We start from the raw sequence: 18,075 nt of genomic DNA, 5'->3' as shown, positions 1-18,075 counted from the left end.
ATCATGAAAAAGGCTTTGGTTACCGGCGGGAGCGGTTATGTCGCGGGGCATCTCGTCGAGCTGCTGCTGAAAGAAGGCTACAGGGTCAATACGACGGTTCGCAGCCTTGCCAGGCGTGAAAAGCTTCCTGGCCTCGCCGCATTGATGGAGCGATACCCCGGACAGCTTGAACTTTTCGAAGCCGACCTTTTGAAATCCGGGTCCTTCAAGGACGCAATGCAGGATTGCGACACGGTCTTCCACGTGGCGTCGCCATTCCTGCTTCCCGAGCAGATCAAGGATGGCCGGCGTGAACTCGTCGAGCCTGCGCTTCAGGGAACGAGGAATGTTCTCGGCGCCGTCGATGAATGCGAAAGTGTCTCTCGTGTCGTGTTCACCTCGACGGTCGGTGCGATATTCGGCGACTACATCGATGTGCCCACCTTGCAGGGCAATATCCTGCAGGAGCGCTTTTTCAATACGACGAGCACGGTGGAAAATAACCCCTATCACTATTCCAAAGTGGTGGCGGAAAAGGAAGCCTGGGCAATCTGCGACCGTCAGAAGCGCTGGACCATGGTCGCCATCAATCCGGGTCTCATCCTCGGACCCGCACTGACGCCGTCCTCCGATTCCGGCAGTCTCTTTTTGCTCGATGAATTGCTCAGAGGTTCCTTCTTTTACGGGGCGGCGGATTTCGCCTTCACCTATGTCGATGTACGTGACGTCGCGCTCGCGCATATGCGCGCCGCGTTGAACGAGAAAGCGAGCGGCCGTTATATCCTCGCCGAGAAGGGCATGATCTCGCTTTTCGATATGGCGAAGATGATCAGGCCATATCATCGCAAGCCCTATCTGCTGCCGCGTTATCAGCTACCGCATTGGGTGATCCGCCTCGTCGGTCCGTTTTTTGGTCTGACCCAGGAATATATCCGCCATCATCTCGGCATTCGCTTCACCGTCGATAATCATCGCAGCATTGAAGAGCTTGGAATCGTCTATCGGCCCGCGGAAGAAACGCTGGCCGATCACTACCGGTCCTGGCAGGCGTGGCGTGATTGATGAAGCAGGGGCCGCGATGGAACGCCGCCCCGGGTGAGTTCCCCGTTCGAGTTTTGCACGGTTTAACATGAGGTTTTAAATGTCCCACACCGATGAACCGGATTCTGCCAGGCAGAACGCAGGGCACTCCGAGGGGAGTATTCGTGAAATCGCCGACCTGCCCCTGGTAGAGACCTGCGGCTCTTTCAGTGGACGCGACAGCTTCCGCGATACATGCCGGAAATTGTTCGCCCTGTCTGACGTTCCGTTCTTGCGAACCCCTGACGGCCAGATCGTCGTGTTCCGCAATGAGCATCTGCGGACACTCTCGACCTTGCCCGCAGCCGGAAATATGTCACCGGACGCGCTCTCCGCAGGGTCCTTCGAGGCCTTGCGCGATGAAGCTGCTGCGCCCGCCGGAACGGGCGGCGCCCTCGTCCGGATCCTCGCCAATCAGGTATTTTTCACCAATGCGCCGCTGCATGATCCCGCTCGGCGCATACTGACCAAACAACTGAGTCCCAAAGCGGTTGCGGCGTTGGAGCCACTGGCCGAGACGATCATCGCAGAGCTGCTGGCCGAGATTACCGATGTCGGCGAGGTCGACTTTCAACGGCATTTTGGCGATGAGCTGACATGCCGGTTTTGGGCCGCCCTGATTGGGATGACGGCAGAGGAGAAAGGCGCGCTTGTTGAATTCGTTCGCGATATGAGCGGAATGTTCAATATCGATCCGACCGAACATGATGTCCATGTCTTCGATATGGCGGCCGACGGCTATGGGAAAACAGTTGTCCAGGCTGTTCGACGCGCCGTCGCGTCCGGCGGCTTTCCGCTTGTCGATGCCATCGCGGAGGACATCAAGGGACTTGAGTTCAGTGACGATCCTGCCATAGCCGGTATCGTGCCCAGGGATGCGGGCGACTATCTGGCGGCCAATCTCATCGATGCCTTCCACACGGCGGCTCTTGGCGCATCGAATGTGGTCTACACCATGCTCCGCCATCCCGGTGTCCTCGACCGACTTCGCGCAGATCGCTCTCTGCTGCCGGCTGCGACCTTCGAAGGCTTTCGTCTTGAGCCGCCGGTGCTGCATCTGCATCGATATGCGCTTGAGGAAATCGTTTTTGAAGGCGTGCGGATTCCGAAGGGAACCACGATCATGATGTGTTGGGGGGCCGGTAATCTAGATCCCAAAGCATTCCCTGAGCCGGAGCAGTTCAGGCTCGATCGGCCGATGCGCGGTCATTCCACATTCGGCGCGGGCGCACAGATTTGTCCCGGCCGGATCCTCGCCTTCATGCTGGCAGAGAAAACGCTCGACGCACTGGTCAGCCAGGACCTTTCGGTCGGTTTCAAGGAAACCGATTGCGACTGGTACGAGAAATGGGCCATGGCGCAGCTCAAGCAGATGCCAATCGAGATTCAGCGCATGCACCAATAGGCCGCGCGCTACCTAAGGCGCGGTGGCCTGGCTAACATTCGTAAGTTGTCTCTCCGCCGCGGACGGTTCTGACGATACAGATCTTCCCGATATCTTCGGGTAGGACGCGATGCGGGTTTTTGTCGAGCATTACAAAATCGGCTCGCTTGCCCGCTTCGAGTGTTCCCTTCTCCGCCTCTTCAAACTGGATGAAAGCCGCATTGCGCGTATACATGGCGATTGCCTGATCTACGCTCAATTTCTGTCCGGTTGAGAAGCCATCTCGTGTAACGCAGCATTCTATGGCGGCGAGAACGCTGGTGCTCTCGATGGGGGCGTCGGACGAGCCGGCAACGGGAATGCCTGCGTCGAAGAACGAGCGGAACGGGTAGGTCATCGGCACCCGGTCCGGCCCGAGGCGTTGCGGCAGCCAGCCTGCTTCGGAACGTATGAAGAGTGGCTGGCAGCTGAGTGCGATACCGAGTTTCGCCATGCGTTCGATGTCGCCTGACGTGACGACGGAGGCATGCTCGATGCGGTGTCGGTGGTCCTTGCGCGGATATTCTTCGAGTAGTTTCTCATAGAGATCGAGGCAGGTCGTAACCGCCTTGTCGCCGATGGCGTGTATGCATATTTGGAGGCCCATGCCATGCGCCTCGACCATCCGCCGGTAGAGTTCATCCGGTCCAAGCGTCAGATACCCGGTCTGTTCGGGGTGATCGAAGAAACCATGATGCATGCAGGCGGTGCATGAGCCGAGCGTGCCGTCCGAGAAAATCTTGAAGGCGCGATATTTGAGATCGGTAAAGACGTCGGAAGCCTTGTCGGGGCCACTCGGGAAGGTGTCGGCAGGGGTCGTGCCGATGAAAATATTGTAGATGGAAAGCGGCAGGTCGGGGGCGAGCTCGGCCATCAGCGCGCTTTCGCGCTGGCCGCTTGCACCACTGGGCCCCTCCGCATCCGTTTGCAGGATTGCACCGATGGAGGTGATCCCATGGGCAGGGAGCTTGCGAATGGCGTGAAGCGTAGCCGTCTTGAGTTGGGCTTCTCCCGGCGGCTTGAAATGCATCATGACGAGGCCTGTCGCCGCCTCGCGACATATTCCCGTCGGCTTGCCTTTCTCATCGACTTCGATTGTTCCGCCATTGATGTCTTTCGGCGCGTCCGCCAGGTCTGCCACGTGTAAAGCGGCGGAGTTGGCGATCAGGCTATGTCCGTCTCTGCAGAAGATGACGAGAGGATTGTCGGGGCAGACCCGGTCGAGGATGTGTCGATCCGGCAATCCGGTTCCTGAGAAGCGCTGTTCGTCGAGCTGTAGGCCCAGAAGCCAGTCACCGGTTTCGAGTGCGGTTGCCTTGCCGGCGATGAGGGAGGTGACGTCGTCGATCGAGGAGGCCGCGCTCAAATCCGCATTCACCTCGAATATGGAGAGCAGGATGGGATGGAGATGCGTGTCGATGAAGCCCGGCAGGACGCAGTTTCCCCGGCCGTCTACCTTACGGGCGGAAAGGCCCGCCTCGTTCAGCCAGTGCCTGGCGCCTGCTTCGTCGCCGACGAAGCGAATGATACCGTGCTGATAGACCATGGCCTCGGCGACGGTCCGGTCGTCATCCATGGACAGGATTTCGACATTGAACAACAAGGTCGCCTCACTTGTATTGCCGGTGTCCGGTTGCGGCATCTGAAGCCTCTCCTTATCGGTTGATTTCACGCGCGTTTTGCATCCGCCGACCAGGGAGCTATTTCCTCGACGCTCACAAGACCTGCTGGTTCGATACCGTTGAAACGGGTTGCCGTGGCGTTGCTGTAAGCCCCCATCATCCCGAATTCGATGAAGTCGCCGGTGCGGATGGCAGATGGCAGACAGACGGGCTGCCGCAGCCGGTCCAGGCTGTCGCAGGTCGCGCCCCAAACCTGAAATGCCTCACGGGGCTCGTCTTCGGGAAACGCGGCGCCGGCGGCGGAATAGGCGCGAGCGGGTGGTTGAAAATCGACAAAGGCGGCTTCCATGAACGAGCCGTATATCCCGTCATTGATGTAGAGGCGGGAATCGTCCTTGCGGCGGAGATTGATCCGGGTCAGCAGGCTCGTGCTTTCGGCAACCAGTGCGCGGCCGGGCTCGCAGACGAGCGGGCAGGCAAGATCCGACGCCGCTTGGGAAATGGCCTTGAAGTAGCAATGCAGCGAAGGTCCGCTGCCCCCCGGATAGGCGCAAGGGAAGCCCCCGCCGATATTCAGGTGGGCAAGTGCAGACTCTCCTTGCGGGAAAGCCCGTCCGGCAATGTCGCGCGCCGTCTCGATCGATAGCGCATAGCTTTCCGGCCGCCGGTTCTGGGAGCCGGGATGGAAGGTGAGGCCCGTTCGGTATCCCCGATGCGCGGCCAACTGCAGAAGCTCGGCGGCCTGTTGAGGCGGGATGCCGAATTTCTCGTCGAAATTGTAATTGCCTGTTCCCGCTGCGTTTTTGCTCCGAAATCGGATCGTCAGCGTGATGTCGCTCCGCAGGCCCGCCTCCATGCTGTCGAGAGTGATATCGATCTTTTCCAGTTCCTCGGGGCTGTCGATCACGAAGCTGCGGATGCCGGCGGCGTGAATGGCATAGGCGATATCGTCCGGCGTCTTAACCGGATGATTGAAGTGAAGCATGGCCGACGGACAGTGATGCCGGATCAGGTCGATTTCCTGGCGCGACGCCACGTCGAATGTCCGGATACCTGCATCGACGACAGCCTCGACCACCCGGGGATGGGGATTGGACTTTACCGCCCAGCTCGTCTCTCCCGGAAAATGCGCTCTGAACAGGCGAACCCGTTCCGTGATGCGGCGGGGCGAAAGACAGAGCAGGGGAGTGCGCGGGGCTGCGTCCCGGATCAGGGCCGGCAGGGATGAATAGCAGGGCATGACGTGTCAGCCGGCATTTTCGGCCGCGACGACAACATTCCTGGCGCGTTGATAGGACTTCTCGCGGAGAGAGGTGTCGCTCAGATAGAAGGCGTCGAGCATGAGCTGCTTGATCAGCGCACCCCGTTCGCTGTCGACGTCCCCGTGGTGATGCAGCCAGTTATCGGCGGCGATGGCATGCAGGACGTCGACCGGTTCTTTCGTGCCGTATTCCAGCACGACGGCGAGAATATCCCGGTCGGCGAACATATTTTCCAGATGCGGCCCGAGCACGCCCGTGGTGAGAGTATCGTCCGTCTCCGCGGGCGGGGAGACGAAAATATCCTGCCACATAGCGCGGGCCCGCTTGATGCGCGTCTGTTCATCCTTGCCATAGGTCATCAGAACGCCTTCGCCGGGAGATCCGAGACCGGTATGAAGATCGATCTGGGTCGCGCGGCGCTTGTTCGCCATGACCTGCGTCCAAACATCTTCCATCATGCGCCGTGACCAGCATGGCCCCTGGCCGCCATACTGGATGCAGGAGGGATGTTCATACTGACCGCCACTGACCGATTTGAAGAGGGCGCCCAGTCCCATTCGCTCGATTGCCAGAGCGGCCTCCGCCTTCAGCTTTTCTTCATACCCCTCGTCCCACTCCGCGGGATTGAGGAGCGCACGAAACGCTTCATACCCTTCGTTTTCGGGGAGCGGCGCACCGAAGTCGATAAAGTTCCGGTTGAGGTCGATATTGTCTTCATTGACGCGCCGGTGCCAGGCAAAGCCGTAAGGATTGACCGCATGCACCATCACGACATGGCGGTCCGCGCGGTCCGGCGCAATCACGTTTTCGGCAAGCAGGCGGCTTTGGATCTCCGAGCCGAGATATCCCTCGATACCGTGAGTGCCCGAGGAGATCATCAGGAGGTTTTCGCTGTCTGGATTGCCCGTGTGAATGACATCCGTGTAAAGATCGATGCCCTGGGGCCCCTTCAGCGGATGAAGCAGGCTATGCGCTTCCCATCCCGCCTTGTCGGCATTGGATAGAAAGAGATCACGAGCTGACTGGTATCGCTCGGCCATCAGGGTGGTGTCGATCATGGCTTAGTTCCTCGTCTTCTCGATGACGACTGTAGGCCGCACGGCATAGTGCTCGACCGCGTCGAGATCGAGCTCCACGCCCCAGCCTGTCCCCTCCGGCAGCGTCAGTGTTCCGTTGCTATAGTCCATCGGCGCTTTGAGAAGATCGTGCTCCAGCATCACATGACCGAAGAGCTCCATGTCATAGTGAAGCGAGGAGTGGAAGGCAGCACCGAGATGCGCCTGCCACACCGATCCGAGGCCGGCCGGCTGGTTGTGCAGGATCACGCCCAGCCCGTTTTGCTCGGCGAAATGGATCGCGCGAACAGCCGCGCTGAGGCCGCCGGGGCGTTCGGCATTGATGCCGACGGCCCCGATGGCGCCCAATGCATGTAGCTGATGGATTTCGCTGAGCGAGAAGCAGCCTTCATGTGACATGAGCGGCACATTCACACGCTTCTGAACCCCTGCCATGGCAAGGTAGTTCGACGCGCTTGTGGGCTGCTCCGCAACCTCGATATGGAAGGGCTCGATGGCGTTGATCGCGGCGATCGCGTCCCATGCCGAATAGGCCTGATTGTAATCGACGCGCAGACGCACTTCGCTGCCGAGCGCGTCGCGCATGGCGCTCATGATTTCCACATCGCGTTCGATGCTTTCGCCGAGCTTCACGCGAATGGTGCGGCTTCCTTGCGCGTGCCAGTGTTGCGCGAGCCAAACCATGGTCGACGTGTCGCTGTGGAGAGGGATGAGGGCGGCAAGCGGTAGCTCCCGCTTCTGAACGCCACCGAGAAGATTGGCGACCGACTGCCCCGCCAGTTGCGCCTTCAACTCGAAACAGGCTGAATCGAGCAGGCCCTTGGCGATTTCGTTACGCGTGACGTTGTTGTTCAGCCGCGCCATCAGGCGTTCGGTGTCGAAGGGGGATTCTCCGAGCACGAACTGCGCCATGTCGCTCCGAATGGTCTCGATGATCCCACCGGGAGAGACGCCGGATTCCGGCAGCCAGACAAAGGCCTCCGACATGCCTGTCGCGCCGGATGCGCTGAAGAGGCGGCAGATCACGAAATCTCCCCCAAGCCACGGCTCTTCGGCCGGAATGGCCATGCCAAGGCCGTTGCCGGAGCCTTGCATGACCTCCTGGACTTCCTTTTTGAAAGGAATGGCGACCTCGGTCAGCTCGATACGGACAATCCTGTCTTCATTCATGCGTGCCGGTACCCCTTTGTCGCGTACTTGTCGGATCCAGGAGCCGAACTATAATGATCATTACGAAGTGAGAAAGAATGTAATGAATGTTACAGAAAATATTTTTGACCGCATTGAGCAGCTCTCGGCAAAGCTGACGCCGACCGAGCAGCGGATAGCGCGCCTCGTCAGCAGCTATCCGGAGCTTGTGGCCTTCGGGACGGCGGCGAGTGTGGCTAAGGAGGCTGAAACCTCCGCCCCCAGCATTGTCCGCTTTGCGGATAAACTGGGATATCCCGGCTTCAGCGGGCTGCAGGCCAGCATCCGGCACGAATTGTCGAACCGAATATCGTCCGCATACAAGCGGGCGAGGGATCCGGCGGCGCGTCACGACCTTGCCGCCTGGATCGAAATCGAAATGCTGAACGTGAAGGAAACGCTTTCGGCGATCGGCGAACGGGACCTTGAAAGGGCAGTAGACCTTCTCGCGGATACCGAGCGGCGGGTGTTCATTCTGTCGAGCGAGCAGTGGGCGGGCCCGGCGACAACTTTCCATGATTTCCTGAGGATCGTGCGCCCGCGCGTTTATAGCCTGGAGGGGTCGCCCTTTCGTGTCTCGACCGAGCTGGGGAAAGCCGCTCCCGATGATGTATTGCTGGTCATGGATGCACAGCGCAATGAGAGCTGGGTTGTGGATGTGCATGAAATGGTGTGCGGAATGGGGCTCCATACGATCGCGATCACGGATGGCCCGCATAACGTTATCGCCACCCGCAGCGAAACGAACTTTCGCATATCCCAGGCGACCTGCGGCCTTTTCGACAGCAAGACCGGGCTGACGGCTCTGCTCAACTATCTGTTGGATGCCGTCGCGAAGCGCATGGGGGAAAGCGTGGTATCCCGCCTCGCTCACATGGAACAGATCTGGTCGAAGCAGAACCTGCTGGGATCGGTCTAGGTCGTTCGGAATGCTGTCCCGTATAGTGCGGACCAGGCTTGGCCTTGAGCGTCATCTGCAGCGTATGAGCGTCGGAATGTGGTGCAGAATTTCCCGATACACAGCCCGCTGGACGCTACAGCCGAACGCGCTCGCCTTTTGGATCGTATATCGGCTTGAGCGAAGCCTTGGCAGGGACCCGAGTGCCGGCAACGTCGATTTCATAGGTTGATGAGAGCAGGTCATCGGCGGTCTCGCCGCTGCACGGTACATAGCCCAGCCCCATGGCGCCGCCGAGGTGATGTCCATAGGCGCCCGACGTCAGATGTCCGACGACCTCGCCGTCTCGCAATATGGGTTCGTTGTGAAAGAGAAGCGGTTCCGGATCGTTCAGCAGGAACTGCACCAGCCGCCGCTCAAGTCCCGCTTCTCTTTTTCGCAGGACCGCGTCGCGACCGATGAAATCGGGCTTTGCCGTTTTGACGGCAAAGCCGAGGCCAGCCTCCAGTACATGGTCCTCGCAGGTGATGTCATGCCCGAAATGGCGAAAGCCTTTCTCGATACGGCAGCTATCCATCATATGCAGCCCGCAGAGTTTCAGTCCGTGGTCGAGCCCTGCCTGCCAGATCGTTTCGAAGGCATGAGCAGCCATATCGGCGCCGATATAGAGTTCCCAGCCAAGTTCGCCCACATAGGAAACGCGGTGCGCCCGGACAATCCCCATGCCCAGTTCGATCTCCTGCGCGGTCCCGAAAGGGTTCACCGCATTCGAGAAGTCGTTGGGAGAGAACGCTTGCAGCAGATCGCGCGACCCCGGCCCCATAATGGCAAGCACGCCCTCCGCCGCCGTCACATCGGTAATGACGGCCGAGTAGTCGCCGAGATACCGTCGCATCCGGTTTTCATCTGCAAGCCGCGTCGCGGCGGGCGTGACCACGAGATAGGCGGTTTCCGACAGCCGGTTGATGGTGACATCCGCCTCGATGCCGCCATGCGTGTTGAGGAACTGCGTATAGACGATCTTGCCGACGGGAACGGACATGTCCCCGCCGCAGATATGGTTGAGAAAGGCCTCCGCGTCGCGTCCTTCAACGCGCAGCTTGCCGAAGGACGACATGTCGTACATGCCGACGCCCGTGCGGATGGCCCGGTGTTCGGCAGCGGCGTTTTGAAACCAGTTCTGCCGCTTCCATGAATAGTCATAGCGGCGCGCCTGCCCCGGCGCCGCGAACCAGTTGGCGCGCTCCCATCCCGCGAACTCGCCAAAGACCGCGCCTTGTGCGTTAAGCTGATCGTGAAAGGGCGACCGCCGGATTCCGCGCGCCGTTGCTTTCTGCCGATAGGGATAGTGATCGGCGAAAAGCAGGCCCAGCGTCTCCGTCGAACGGGCATGGAGATAGGATCGGTTCCCCTGAAAGGGTTCCATCCGCGCAATGTCGACATCGCCGAGGTCGAACGGCCGTTCGCCGCCTTCCATCCATTGGGCAAGCGCCATGCCCGCCCCGCCGGCGGACTGGATGCCGATGGAGTTGAACCCCGCCGCGACCCAGACATTGTCCATGCCCGGTGCCAGGCCGAGATGATAGGCATCGTCCGGCGTGAAGCTTTCCGGCCCGTTGAAGAAAGTGTGGATACCGGTGCGCGCAAGGACCGGCACCCGGTTTACCGCCTGCTCGAGTACGGGCGCGATATGGTCGAAGTCATCTGGAAGCTGATCGAATTCGAAATCCTCGGGAATGCCGTTCATGCCCCAGGGCTTCGCCTCCGGTTCGAAAGCACCCATCAGGATTTTGCCTGCGTCTTCCTTGTAATAGGCACATTCGTCCGGCACGCGCAGCACAGGAAGCGCGCCAAGATCGGGAATGGATTCCGTCACGATGTAGAAATGCTCGCAGGCGTGAAGTGGCACATTGACACCTGCCATCCGGCCTACATCGCGTGCCCACATGCCGGCGCAATTGACGATCGCCTCGCAGGCGATATGCCCTTCGTTTCCGTCTTCGTCTTGCCAGTCGACACCCGTGATGCGTCGTCCCTCGGCGGCCATGCCGGTGACTTTGACCTGCTGATGGATGCGCGCGCCCTGTTGTTGCGCACCACGCGCCAGCGCCAGTGCGATATTGCCGGGATCGCCCTGTCCGTCTTTCGGCAGATAAACGCCCGACAGCACCCCGTCGAGATTGAGATGGGGATAGCGCGCGCCGATCTCGGCCGGCGAGATTTCCTCGATTTCAACGCCGAAAGCGCGCGCCATGGCGGCGGAGCGCAACAGCTCTTCGCGCCGGTCTTCGGTAAGGGCGACGGTGATCGAGCCGGTGCGTTTGAAGCCGGTGGCAAGCCCCGTCTCCGCCTCCAGCGTACCGTAGAGTTCCTGCGAATATTTCGCGAGCCGCGTCATGTTTGCCGTCGCGCGCAATTGCGCGATGAGCCCTGCCGCGTGCCAGGTCGTCCCACTGGTCAGTTGCTTGCGCTCCAGCAGCACGACATCGCGCCAGCCGAGCCGGGTGAGGTGATAGGCGACGGAGCATCCCGCGATACCGCCACCGACAATGACGACGCGGGCCCTGTCTTGAACGCGCGCTTTGTCTTGTATGTCGGGCAAGGAAGAAACCTCCGGTTACACACGCTCGGACGGAATAGTGGATTGGCAGCTTTCAATGTCGCGGCGATAGCGCGCCAGATCCATGTCGGGCCCCGAAGCGATCAGCACGAGGCCGGGGGCGGCCGTCTTGGGCGCGTCGGAAAACCGGAAGCGCCGTCCCACCTGCTGTAGCAGGGTCATACGTCCGCTCCGCGCATCGACGAAGAACCCCTTTATTCGATGCACGGCGCGCGGCATCTCGCTCAGGACACGTGACAGCTTTTCCGTGTCGACAGGGTGCTTCGGCACCCAATGCATGGTTCTGAACGCATCATGTGGCTGATCGGGCATAGCAGGCGGGGATGGGCGGCCCGGGCGCGGCCCCAGCAGAAGCGCCAGCTCGACCCTGCCATGAGGGGCATCCGTGACGAGGGCGTCGCCGTTCAGTGAGTGAAGCCAGCGTGTCGTGCTGTCCGCGTCGCGCGGCGCGACCAGATCGGATTTCGTCAGGGCAATGATGTCGGCGGTGAGGATCTGGCTTTCGACCAGATGGCCGACGAATTTGTCGGCGGCCCGTTCGCGCACCGTTTCGCAATCCACGGCGGTAACGATGGCGTCGAGTTCGAAGCCCGGCCAGTGCCCGGCATGGCGCGCAATGCGCTGCGGATCGGCCACCCCGCTTGCTTCCAGCAATACATGCTCGGGCGGATGCGGGCTTTTGGCGAGCTCATCCAGCGCCGTGCCGAGATCGTCTTTGATAGAGCAGCAGACGCAGCCATTGGCCAGGCGCACCGTATCCCCGTCACGCGATGCGATCAGCGAGGCATCGATATTGACGGCGCCGAAATCGTTCACCAGCACCGCCATGCGGCGATCCGGGTTTTGCGAAAGCAGGGCATTGATGATGGTCGTCTTCCCTGCTCCCAGATAGCCGGTCAGCAAGGTGATGGGAATGCGCATCATCGCTCCCCGAGGGGAAAGGGTTCGCCCTCGAACACGGTGCCCCAGATCGGAATGTCCTTCAGGTCTTCCGGCGCCGTCTCCCACGGGTCGGCTTCGAGCACGGTGAAATCCGCCATCTTGCCCGCCCGGATGGAGCCGATTTCGTCCTCCATGCCCAGCATATAGGCCGCGTCGATGGTGATGGCCCGCATGGCGCTGTCGAGCGAAATGCGTTCTTCCGACGCGAGCACGGTGCCCGATTCCGACAGCCGGTTGACCGCCACCCAGGCCGAGTTGAGCGGCAGGGCGGGCGCCATGGTGAAGTCAGAATGGAGCGCGGTCGTCACGCCCAGCCGTTCCAGTGTCCCCAGCCGTGCCATTTGCGAGGCGCGCTCGAAACCGATGGACTGGCGCCAATAGGCCTCGCCCAGCTCATGCAGGTAATAGATATTAGCTGAAACGATGGCGCCGAGATCCTTGATGCGGCGCGCCTGCTCCGGTGTCGAGGCACCGAAATGCTCGATGGTGAAGCGGTGGTTGAAGCGCGGCCGCTCGAATTGCAGCTTCTCCAATATGTCGAGGGCAAGTTCGAGCCCCATATCGCCGGTGCAATGCACATGGATCTGCTTGCCTTCGTTCCAGAAGGCGCGGGCAAGCGCCTCGAGCGTTTCCGGCGCGGTCATCCATTCGCCGTGATGGCCGTCGATGAAGCCCGGCGGCTGCATCTGCATCAGCTCGGCGAAGAAGCCGCCATCGCTGAAAAGTTTCACGCCATTGCCGAAGCTCAGACGCCGGGTCTTGCGCGACTGAAACCCGTTCACCCGCTCCACGGCTTTGTCCGTTTCGCCGGGACCTGCGCCGCGCGGCACCAGTCGCATGCGGAAGGGCACATCGTCCTGCTCGATCGTGTTGGCGAGAATGTCCCATTCCAGCTCGTCATTGATGAGTGGATAGGCGAGTTCGCCGATGGTCGTGTGCCCGCCGAAGTGAATGGCTTTCTTGACGAGCTCGAGCCCCTTGCCGAAACGCTCCGGTGCGAAGAGGTAGGGGTTCATGGATTTCGTCGCGACCGCGAGGCCCGTTTCGAAGAAACGCCCGGATGCAAGATCGATTTGCGGATGGCGTTCAAGCTCCGCGCGGTCGAGCTTCATCCAGTCGATGGCGGCGTCATTGGCGATGACTTCGTGGAACGAGCGCTGCCAGACGATGATCGGGCGGGTGGCGGAGATGTCGTTGAGCACCGTGCGGTCCACAACCCCGTGCCAGATCTTGTGATAGCCCCATGTCAGCAGCAGCTCGTCGGGATCGGTCATGGATGTTTCGATCTCGCGAAGCCGCGCGACATAGTCCTCATGGCTGGTCACGGGCGGGCTCACCCGGTCGGGCAGATGCCAGGTCATCGCCGTGATGAAATGGCAGGGCAGCAGGATCGCCCCGAGCGAGGGATGCAGATGCGGGTCGATGAAGCCCGGCATCAGCACATGATTTTCGAAGCGCGTATCGACCTTGTGCGGATAAGCGTCGAGCCAGGGCTTCAGCGTTTCCAGCGAGCCGGCCTCCACGATCCGGCCCTCGCGCACCGCGACCGCCGTCGCCTCCGGCATGGACGGGTTCATGGTCCTGATCTTGCGGGCCGTATAGACGGTGATCTCGCTCATGGGGTCCGATCTCTTTTCAGTAGGTTGCCGGGCTGATGGCCCAGAGAACCACGGCGTCGGTGGCACCGGGGTTGTGGCACCAGTGCTTGCCGGCCTTTGGGAGTTGAAAACTGTCGCCGGCTTCGAGGTGAAAACTTTTGCCGTCGACGGTGAGGTCCAGCGTGCCCGACAACACATAGCCGCCTTCTTCCCCCCGCCGCTCCCGGCCGTTTTCGCCCGTTCCCATGCCGGGTGCGAAAGTGGTCATGACGAGTTCCAGTGCGCCGGTGAGGTGAGGGGAGAGCAGTTCTTCGCGCGTGCCCGCCTGGCTGAGATTGATCCCGCGGCGCGCATTCCTGCGCACGACATAGTCGCGTTCGTCGGCCGGACCGTTATCGGCGCCGGAGAAGAACCAGTTGATGGACACGTCCAGCGCGCGGGCGATGGCGTCCAGCGCGTCGAGATTGATCGGGCTGACGCCGCGTTCCATCTCGCTGAGATTGCCGAGCGACCGCCCGGTCAGATTTTTGAGGTCCGTCAGCGTCAGGCCGCGCGCGCGTCTCAACTCGCGGATCTGCGTGCCGATAGGAACGCGCAAATCTGTCTGCTTGGTATCGGTTCCAGCGGGTGCTGTTTTGGTCCGGGGCTTTGCCAAGAATGAAAAATCCATCCAATAATTTCATTATTCTGAAAATACTTTCACAATCCCGAAGCGATGCAACCCTTTTTTGCCACGCCGTCGTCCGGCCCGCGGGCAGGCTCATCGTCAATATATGGATGCTGTGTTGGGCGCGGCCATGTAGGGGCAATCTTGCGGACGCAGCTCTCGCCGACTAGCTGCGCATCTGTTCCATGTCTTGCCCGTGGCCCTCGGGAGGGAACGCATCCGGCGTCAATCTTGCAGAGGCCCCGCGGTGACGTGGAAGCGGAGGACAAGGGGTGAGAGACAGGATCATTTGCGTCGGCCGGAACAATGTCGACGTTATTCTCGATGTCGAGCTTGGTCGGCTGCGGCCCGATACCAAGCAGCCCTCCGGCCCGGCACGTATCGTCATGGGCGGCCAATGTATGAATGCGGCGGCGACGCTTGCCGCGCTGGGGGAAAGCCGGGGAGAAGCCTTCACCGTCGTCTATGCGGGCGTGACCGGCGATGACGAGAACGGCGTGCGCGTGCGCGAGTTCCTGACGGAGCGCGGCATCGACGGCGCAGGCTGCATCACCGCGGTGGGCCTCCCCAACACGGCGGCCTATATCTTGCTCGACCGGGAAACGGGCGAGCGCAGCATCGTCGAAACCGTGCCCGAAGATTACCCGCCATACCCTTCCTCGCTGCCGGAAAGCATCTGGAAAGGCGCGAGCTATGCCTATTTCGACGGCATGGACATGCCCGGATCCGTGGCGATTGCGCAGGAGGCGCGCGAGCGTGGCGTGCCGACGCTTTGCGATGTCGAAGTCGTGTCGGAGGACACGCTGGCCCTCATCGCAGCCTGCGACACGGTCATTCTACCGCGTGCCGTTGCCACGGAGATTGCGGGCACCAATGAACTGAAGCCCATGCTCCAAAAGCTCGTCGCGCTGGGCGCGCGCCGTGCGGCGGTCACCATGGGCGCGGAGGGGAGTGTCGGTCTGGACGGGGCGGGAGAGTCATGCCGCGTGGACGCCGTCCTGCCGGAGAGCATCGTGGACACGACGGGCGCGGGCGATGCCTTCCATGCCGGCTTCCTTTTTGCGGATATATCCGGCGCAGGCTTCGAGGATGCGCTACGCTTCGGCGCAGCAATCGCCGCCGTAAAATGCGCTCATGCCGGACCGTCGAGCCCGCCGGAAGCGCTGCACGCGCTGGGCGCCGGTTTGATGCCGAAGCTCAGGTAAAGAGCTTCTTCCGGATACAGGCATGGACGCCCCAATTGCCGTCCACCACCTGCGTCACGCTGAAATCCACCGCGACCGAGATGAGCGAGATCGCTTCGTCCTCGCTCAACCCTTTCGAGGTCATAAGGAAGCGCCGCGTCTTCCGGAAGGCGTCGCGCATCGCCATGTCGATGGAAGACTGCTTATAGACTTCCGCCTGTGCGTTCTTGCCCAGTTCCTTCAGATAGTTCGGATGGCTGAAGCCGAGGATCACCCACTCGTCCTCCGTCTCGATCAGCGGATAGTCGAGATCGAAAAGCTTGCCGGTCAGATCGCTCTTTCGGTGCAGCACGACCTGGAAGACGCCGGTCAGCGAGCACTCGATGGCGGTGCCGCAAAGTTCGGAATCGCCCTGCGAGGCATGCGGGTCGCCGATGGACAAAAGCCCGCCCGCCACGGCGACGGGGAGGAAGATGCGCGATCCCGGTCCCAGTCGCCAATTGTCGAGATTGCCGCCGAAATGCGCCGGCGGCACGCTGTCCACGATGCCGCGATGATCCGGCGCCAGTGCAATGACACCGAAATGCGGGCGCAGCGGAATTTCGACATCCTTCAGCACGTCGAAATTCTTTTCCACGGTGGTCGGGTCCACCCGCACGCCGGGATAGTCGATTTTCTCATGCGTCACGCCGAACGGATCGGTCTGCGGCGTCCATCGGTAATTGTAGACGGCGCGGGCGCATTCCTTCCCGTGGCGCTTGTCGATCTCGTAGATCGTGACCACTTCGCGCTGCGCAGGCGGTGTGATGAGGTCGCTGTAATGGAAGCCCCACCAGGCCGCCGCATTGCTGCCGAAGCTGCGCCCGGCAAAACGCTGGCTCGCGCTGGGGCGAAGCGCGATATCGAGAATCCGCAACTCGATAATGTCGCCGGGTTTGGAATCCTCCACGGCGACGGGACCGGTCATGATGTGAACGCCGAAGCCTTCGCCCGCGCCGCGTCCATAGGTCGAGGCGTCGAGCGGGCCCGCCCCGCGCCGGTCCACATTCTTGCTGTCTTCCGTCCAGTGAAACACATCTTCCGCGCCGGGATCGCCTTCGACCATGCGCTCATGGTCGTCATTGGCGTGATGCGTCAGCGTTTCGATGGTGATGAAATCGCCCGACTTCATTTCCACCACAGGCGGCAGGAAGCGGCTGAAATAGCCCCAATGCACCGTCTTTCGCGTGACCGGCAGATAGTGATGGGCAGGCCCACCCCCCTTGGACTCGGTGGTCGTCGCCTCGGGCGGCGAGAGCACCTGCAACTCGCCATCCTCTTCTGCCGGGGCGGGGCTGGAGGAAGCTTCCGTCTCCTGCAGGTCGGACTTGCCGCTCTCCTTGTCGTCGGGCCGCCCGCGATTGATCGTCCAGGGACCGTCATCCGGCACGGCGGCAAGGCCGGAGCGGCGGAACTCGCGCGGCGATACCTTGTAGTGGTCGCGAAACGCGCGGCTGAAATGCGCCGCATCGTTAAAGCCCCAGCGAAAGCAGATATCCGAGATCGACAGCTGCGCATGCACCGGGCTTTCCAGGTCGTAGCGGCAGCGCTCCAGACGGCGGAACCGCACATAGCGTCCGAAGCTCTGCCCGACGGATTCGAACAGCTTCTGCACATAGCGCGGCGAAATCCCGTGTTCTTCCGCGATCCGCGTCAGCGAGAGATCGGGATCGCTGAGATGGGATTCGATGGTCTGGCAGATGCGATGCAGCAGCGCCGCGCGCACGCCCGCCGCCCCGCCAAGCGCGCGCGTATCCGCCTGGCGGAAAATCCCCGCCATCAGGAATTCCGGCAATGCCATCTCGATGGGGCGGAGCTGATCGACGCTGAGGTCTTCAAGCGCCTCGCCCACGGAGGCGAGGAAGCCCGCCAGCACATGGCCCACACCCGCCCGGCCCGACATATGGATGACCTTGGTCGGGAGCGGCGCCATCAACTTCGGCCGGAAAGCCGAGCTTGGAATATGGATCATGATGAGGCGGCAATTCGTGTCGAGCGTTAGCGTGGTGTGAGAGCCGACGGCTGCGTAAACGATATCGCCCGACATGGCCTTGAGGTCGTTGCCGCCATCGTGAAACGTCATCCGGCCTTCGAGAACCGAGACGACCCAGACGCCGTCCTTGCCGATCTCGCGGTTGATCTCCTGGATCGGGGTGAGTTCCTGAGGTGTGGAGATGAGCCGGGTGAAATTGATGCCGGAATGGGTGGTGACGACGGAGAGAAGGCCATAGGCGCCTTCTTCCGTTTCATGGCCGGTCGGCTTCAGTGCCAGGCGGCGCATGACATCCTGCCAGGCCTCATAGCGGTCGGGTTTCGGATAGGCTTCTGTGGAAAAGCGCCAGGCTTCCATTGGGTTCACGCACTCTTGTTACAAACGTGCATCCCGAACATTGCCTGTTCGGGATGCTGTATGCTGACAATTTGTGCAGCCGCAACGGCCTCGCGCGCTCCTGTCAGCCAAAGAACCCGGCATCCATGCCGCTGGCTGCAAATACCT

The 18,075-nt window shown here is 61.3% G+C and carries 13 protein-coding genes; 4 read left to right on the top strand and 9 right to left on the bottom strand.

Translation table 11 applies throughout. From position 1 onward, the window contains the following. The first annotated feature begins 3 nt into the window (after positions 1–3). Complete coding sequence (locus tag ACSSVQ_RS06615) at positions 4–1,041, top strand: NAD-dependent epimerase/dehydratase family protein (protein ID WP_454181670.1); 1,038 nt, start codon at positions 4–6, stop codon at positions 1,039–1,041. 79 nt (positions 1,042–1,120) lie between these two features. Continuing rightward, positions 1,121–2,464, top strand: a complete 1,344-nt coding sequence (locus tag ACSSVQ_RS06610) for a cytochrome P450 (RefSeq protein ID WP_454181668.1) — start codon at positions 1,121–1,123, stop codon at positions 2,462–2,464. Positions 2,465–2,495: 31 nt separating this feature from the next. Here ACSSVQ_RS06610 and ACSSVQ_RS06605 read toward each other — a convergent pair whose 3' ends face one another. From ACSSVQ_RS06605 to ACSSVQ_RS06590, 4 genes are read right to left on the bottom strand one after another with little or no spacing between them, the layout of a single operon-like run. Further along, on the bottom strand, positions 2,496–4,124 hold the full coding sequence (locus tag ACSSVQ_RS06605; RefSeq protein WP_454181666.1) for an amidohydrolase: 1,629 nt from the start codon (positions 4,122–4,124) through the stop codon (positions 2,496–2,498). 26 nt (positions 4,125–4,150) lie between these two features. Beyond that, positions 4,151–5,344 (bottom strand): hypothetical protein, encoded by a 1,194-nt coding sequence (locus ACSSVQ_RS06600; RefSeq protein WP_454181664.1) that lies wholly within the window; start codon positions 5,342–5,344, stop codon positions 4,151–4,153. Positions 5,345–5,350: 6 nt separating this feature from the next. Next, entirely contained in the window at positions 5,351–6,424 is a 1,074-nt protein-coding gene (locus ACSSVQ_RS06595; RefSeq protein ID WP_454181662.1) for a DUF2817 domain-containing protein, read from the bottom strand. A 3-nt stretch (positions 6,425–6,427) separates the two neighbouring features. Beyond that, on the bottom strand, positions 6,428–7,612 hold the full coding sequence (locus ACSSVQ_RS06590; RefSeq protein ID WP_454181660.1) for a mandelate racemase/muconate lactonizing enzyme family protein: 1,185 nt from the start codon (positions 7,610–7,612) through the stop codon (positions 6,428–6,430). Here ACSSVQ_RS06590 and ACSSVQ_RS06585 point away from each other — a divergent pair. After that, complete coding sequence (locus ACSSVQ_RS06585; protein WP_454181658.1) at positions 7,611–8,549, top strand: MurR/RpiR family transcriptional regulator; 939 nt, start codon at positions 7,611–7,613, stop codon at positions 8,547–8,549. The genes ACSSVQ_RS06590 and ACSSVQ_RS06585 overlap by 2 nt on opposite strands. 115 nt (positions 8,550–8,664) lie before the next feature. On the opposite strand, the gene ACSSVQ_RS06580 is transcribed toward ACSSVQ_RS06585, so the two are convergent. The 4 genes from ACSSVQ_RS06580 to ACSSVQ_RS06565 are packed head-to-tail and all read right to left on the bottom strand — an operon-like array spanning position 8,665 to position 14,286. Continuing rightward, positions 8,665–11,130 carry a GcvT family protein gene (locus tag ACSSVQ_RS06580; RefSeq protein WP_454181656.1) on the bottom strand — a complete coding sequence of 822 codons (2,466 nt, stop codon included), beginning with the start codon at positions 11,128–11,130 and terminating at the stop codon, positions 8,665–8,667. A 15-nt stretch (positions 11,131–11,145) separates the two neighbouring features. Then, a complete protein-coding gene (locus ACSSVQ_RS06575) occupies positions 11,146–12,069 on the bottom strand; it encodes a CobW family GTP-binding protein (protein ID WP_454181654.1) in 924 nt (307 codons plus the stop codon). Then, positions 12,069–13,709 carry an amidohydrolase gene (locus ACSSVQ_RS06570; RefSeq protein WP_454181652.1) on the bottom strand — a complete coding sequence of 547 codons (1,641 nt, stop codon included), beginning with the start codon at positions 13,707–13,709 and terminating at the stop codon, positions 12,069–12,071. Before ACSSVQ_RS06570 ends, ACSSVQ_RS06575 begins: the two co-directional genes overlap by 1 nt. A gap of 16 nt (positions 13,710–13,725) precedes the next feature. Further along, positions 13,726–14,286, bottom strand: coding sequence for a helix-turn-helix domain-containing protein (locus tag ACSSVQ_RS06565; RefSeq protein WP_454181650.1), 561 nt, complete (start codon positions 14,284–14,286; stop codon positions 13,726–13,728). Positions 14,287–14,627: 341 nt separating this feature from the next. Here ACSSVQ_RS06565 and ACSSVQ_RS06560 point away from each other — a divergent pair, with 341 nt between their 5' ends. Continuing rightward, the gene (locus ACSSVQ_RS06560) at positions 14,628–15,560 is read left to right on the top strand and encodes a carbohydrate kinase family protein (RefSeq protein ID WP_454181648.1); all 933 of its coding nucleotides are present in this window, start codon (positions 14,628–14,630) and stop codon (positions 15,558–15,560) included. Here the strand turns inward: ACSSVQ_RS06560 and ACSSVQ_RS06555 are convergent. Next, positions 15,553–17,928 carry an acetamidase/formamidase family protein gene (locus ACSSVQ_RS06555; protein ID WP_454181646.1) on the bottom strand — a complete coding sequence of 792 codons (2,376 nt, stop codon included), beginning with the start codon at positions 17,926–17,928 and terminating at the stop codon, positions 15,553–15,555. The two genes, ACSSVQ_RS06560 and ACSSVQ_RS06555, sit on opposite strands and share 8 nt — an antisense overlap. Positions 17,929–18,075 lie beyond the last annotated feature (147 nt).

The sequence above is a fragment of the Parvibaculum sp. MBR-TMA-1.3b-4.2 genome (genome assembly GCF_053628815.1).
The sequence above is the reverse complement of the archived record's forward strand: the minus strand, read 5'-3'. Positions and strand labels throughout refer to the sequence as shown.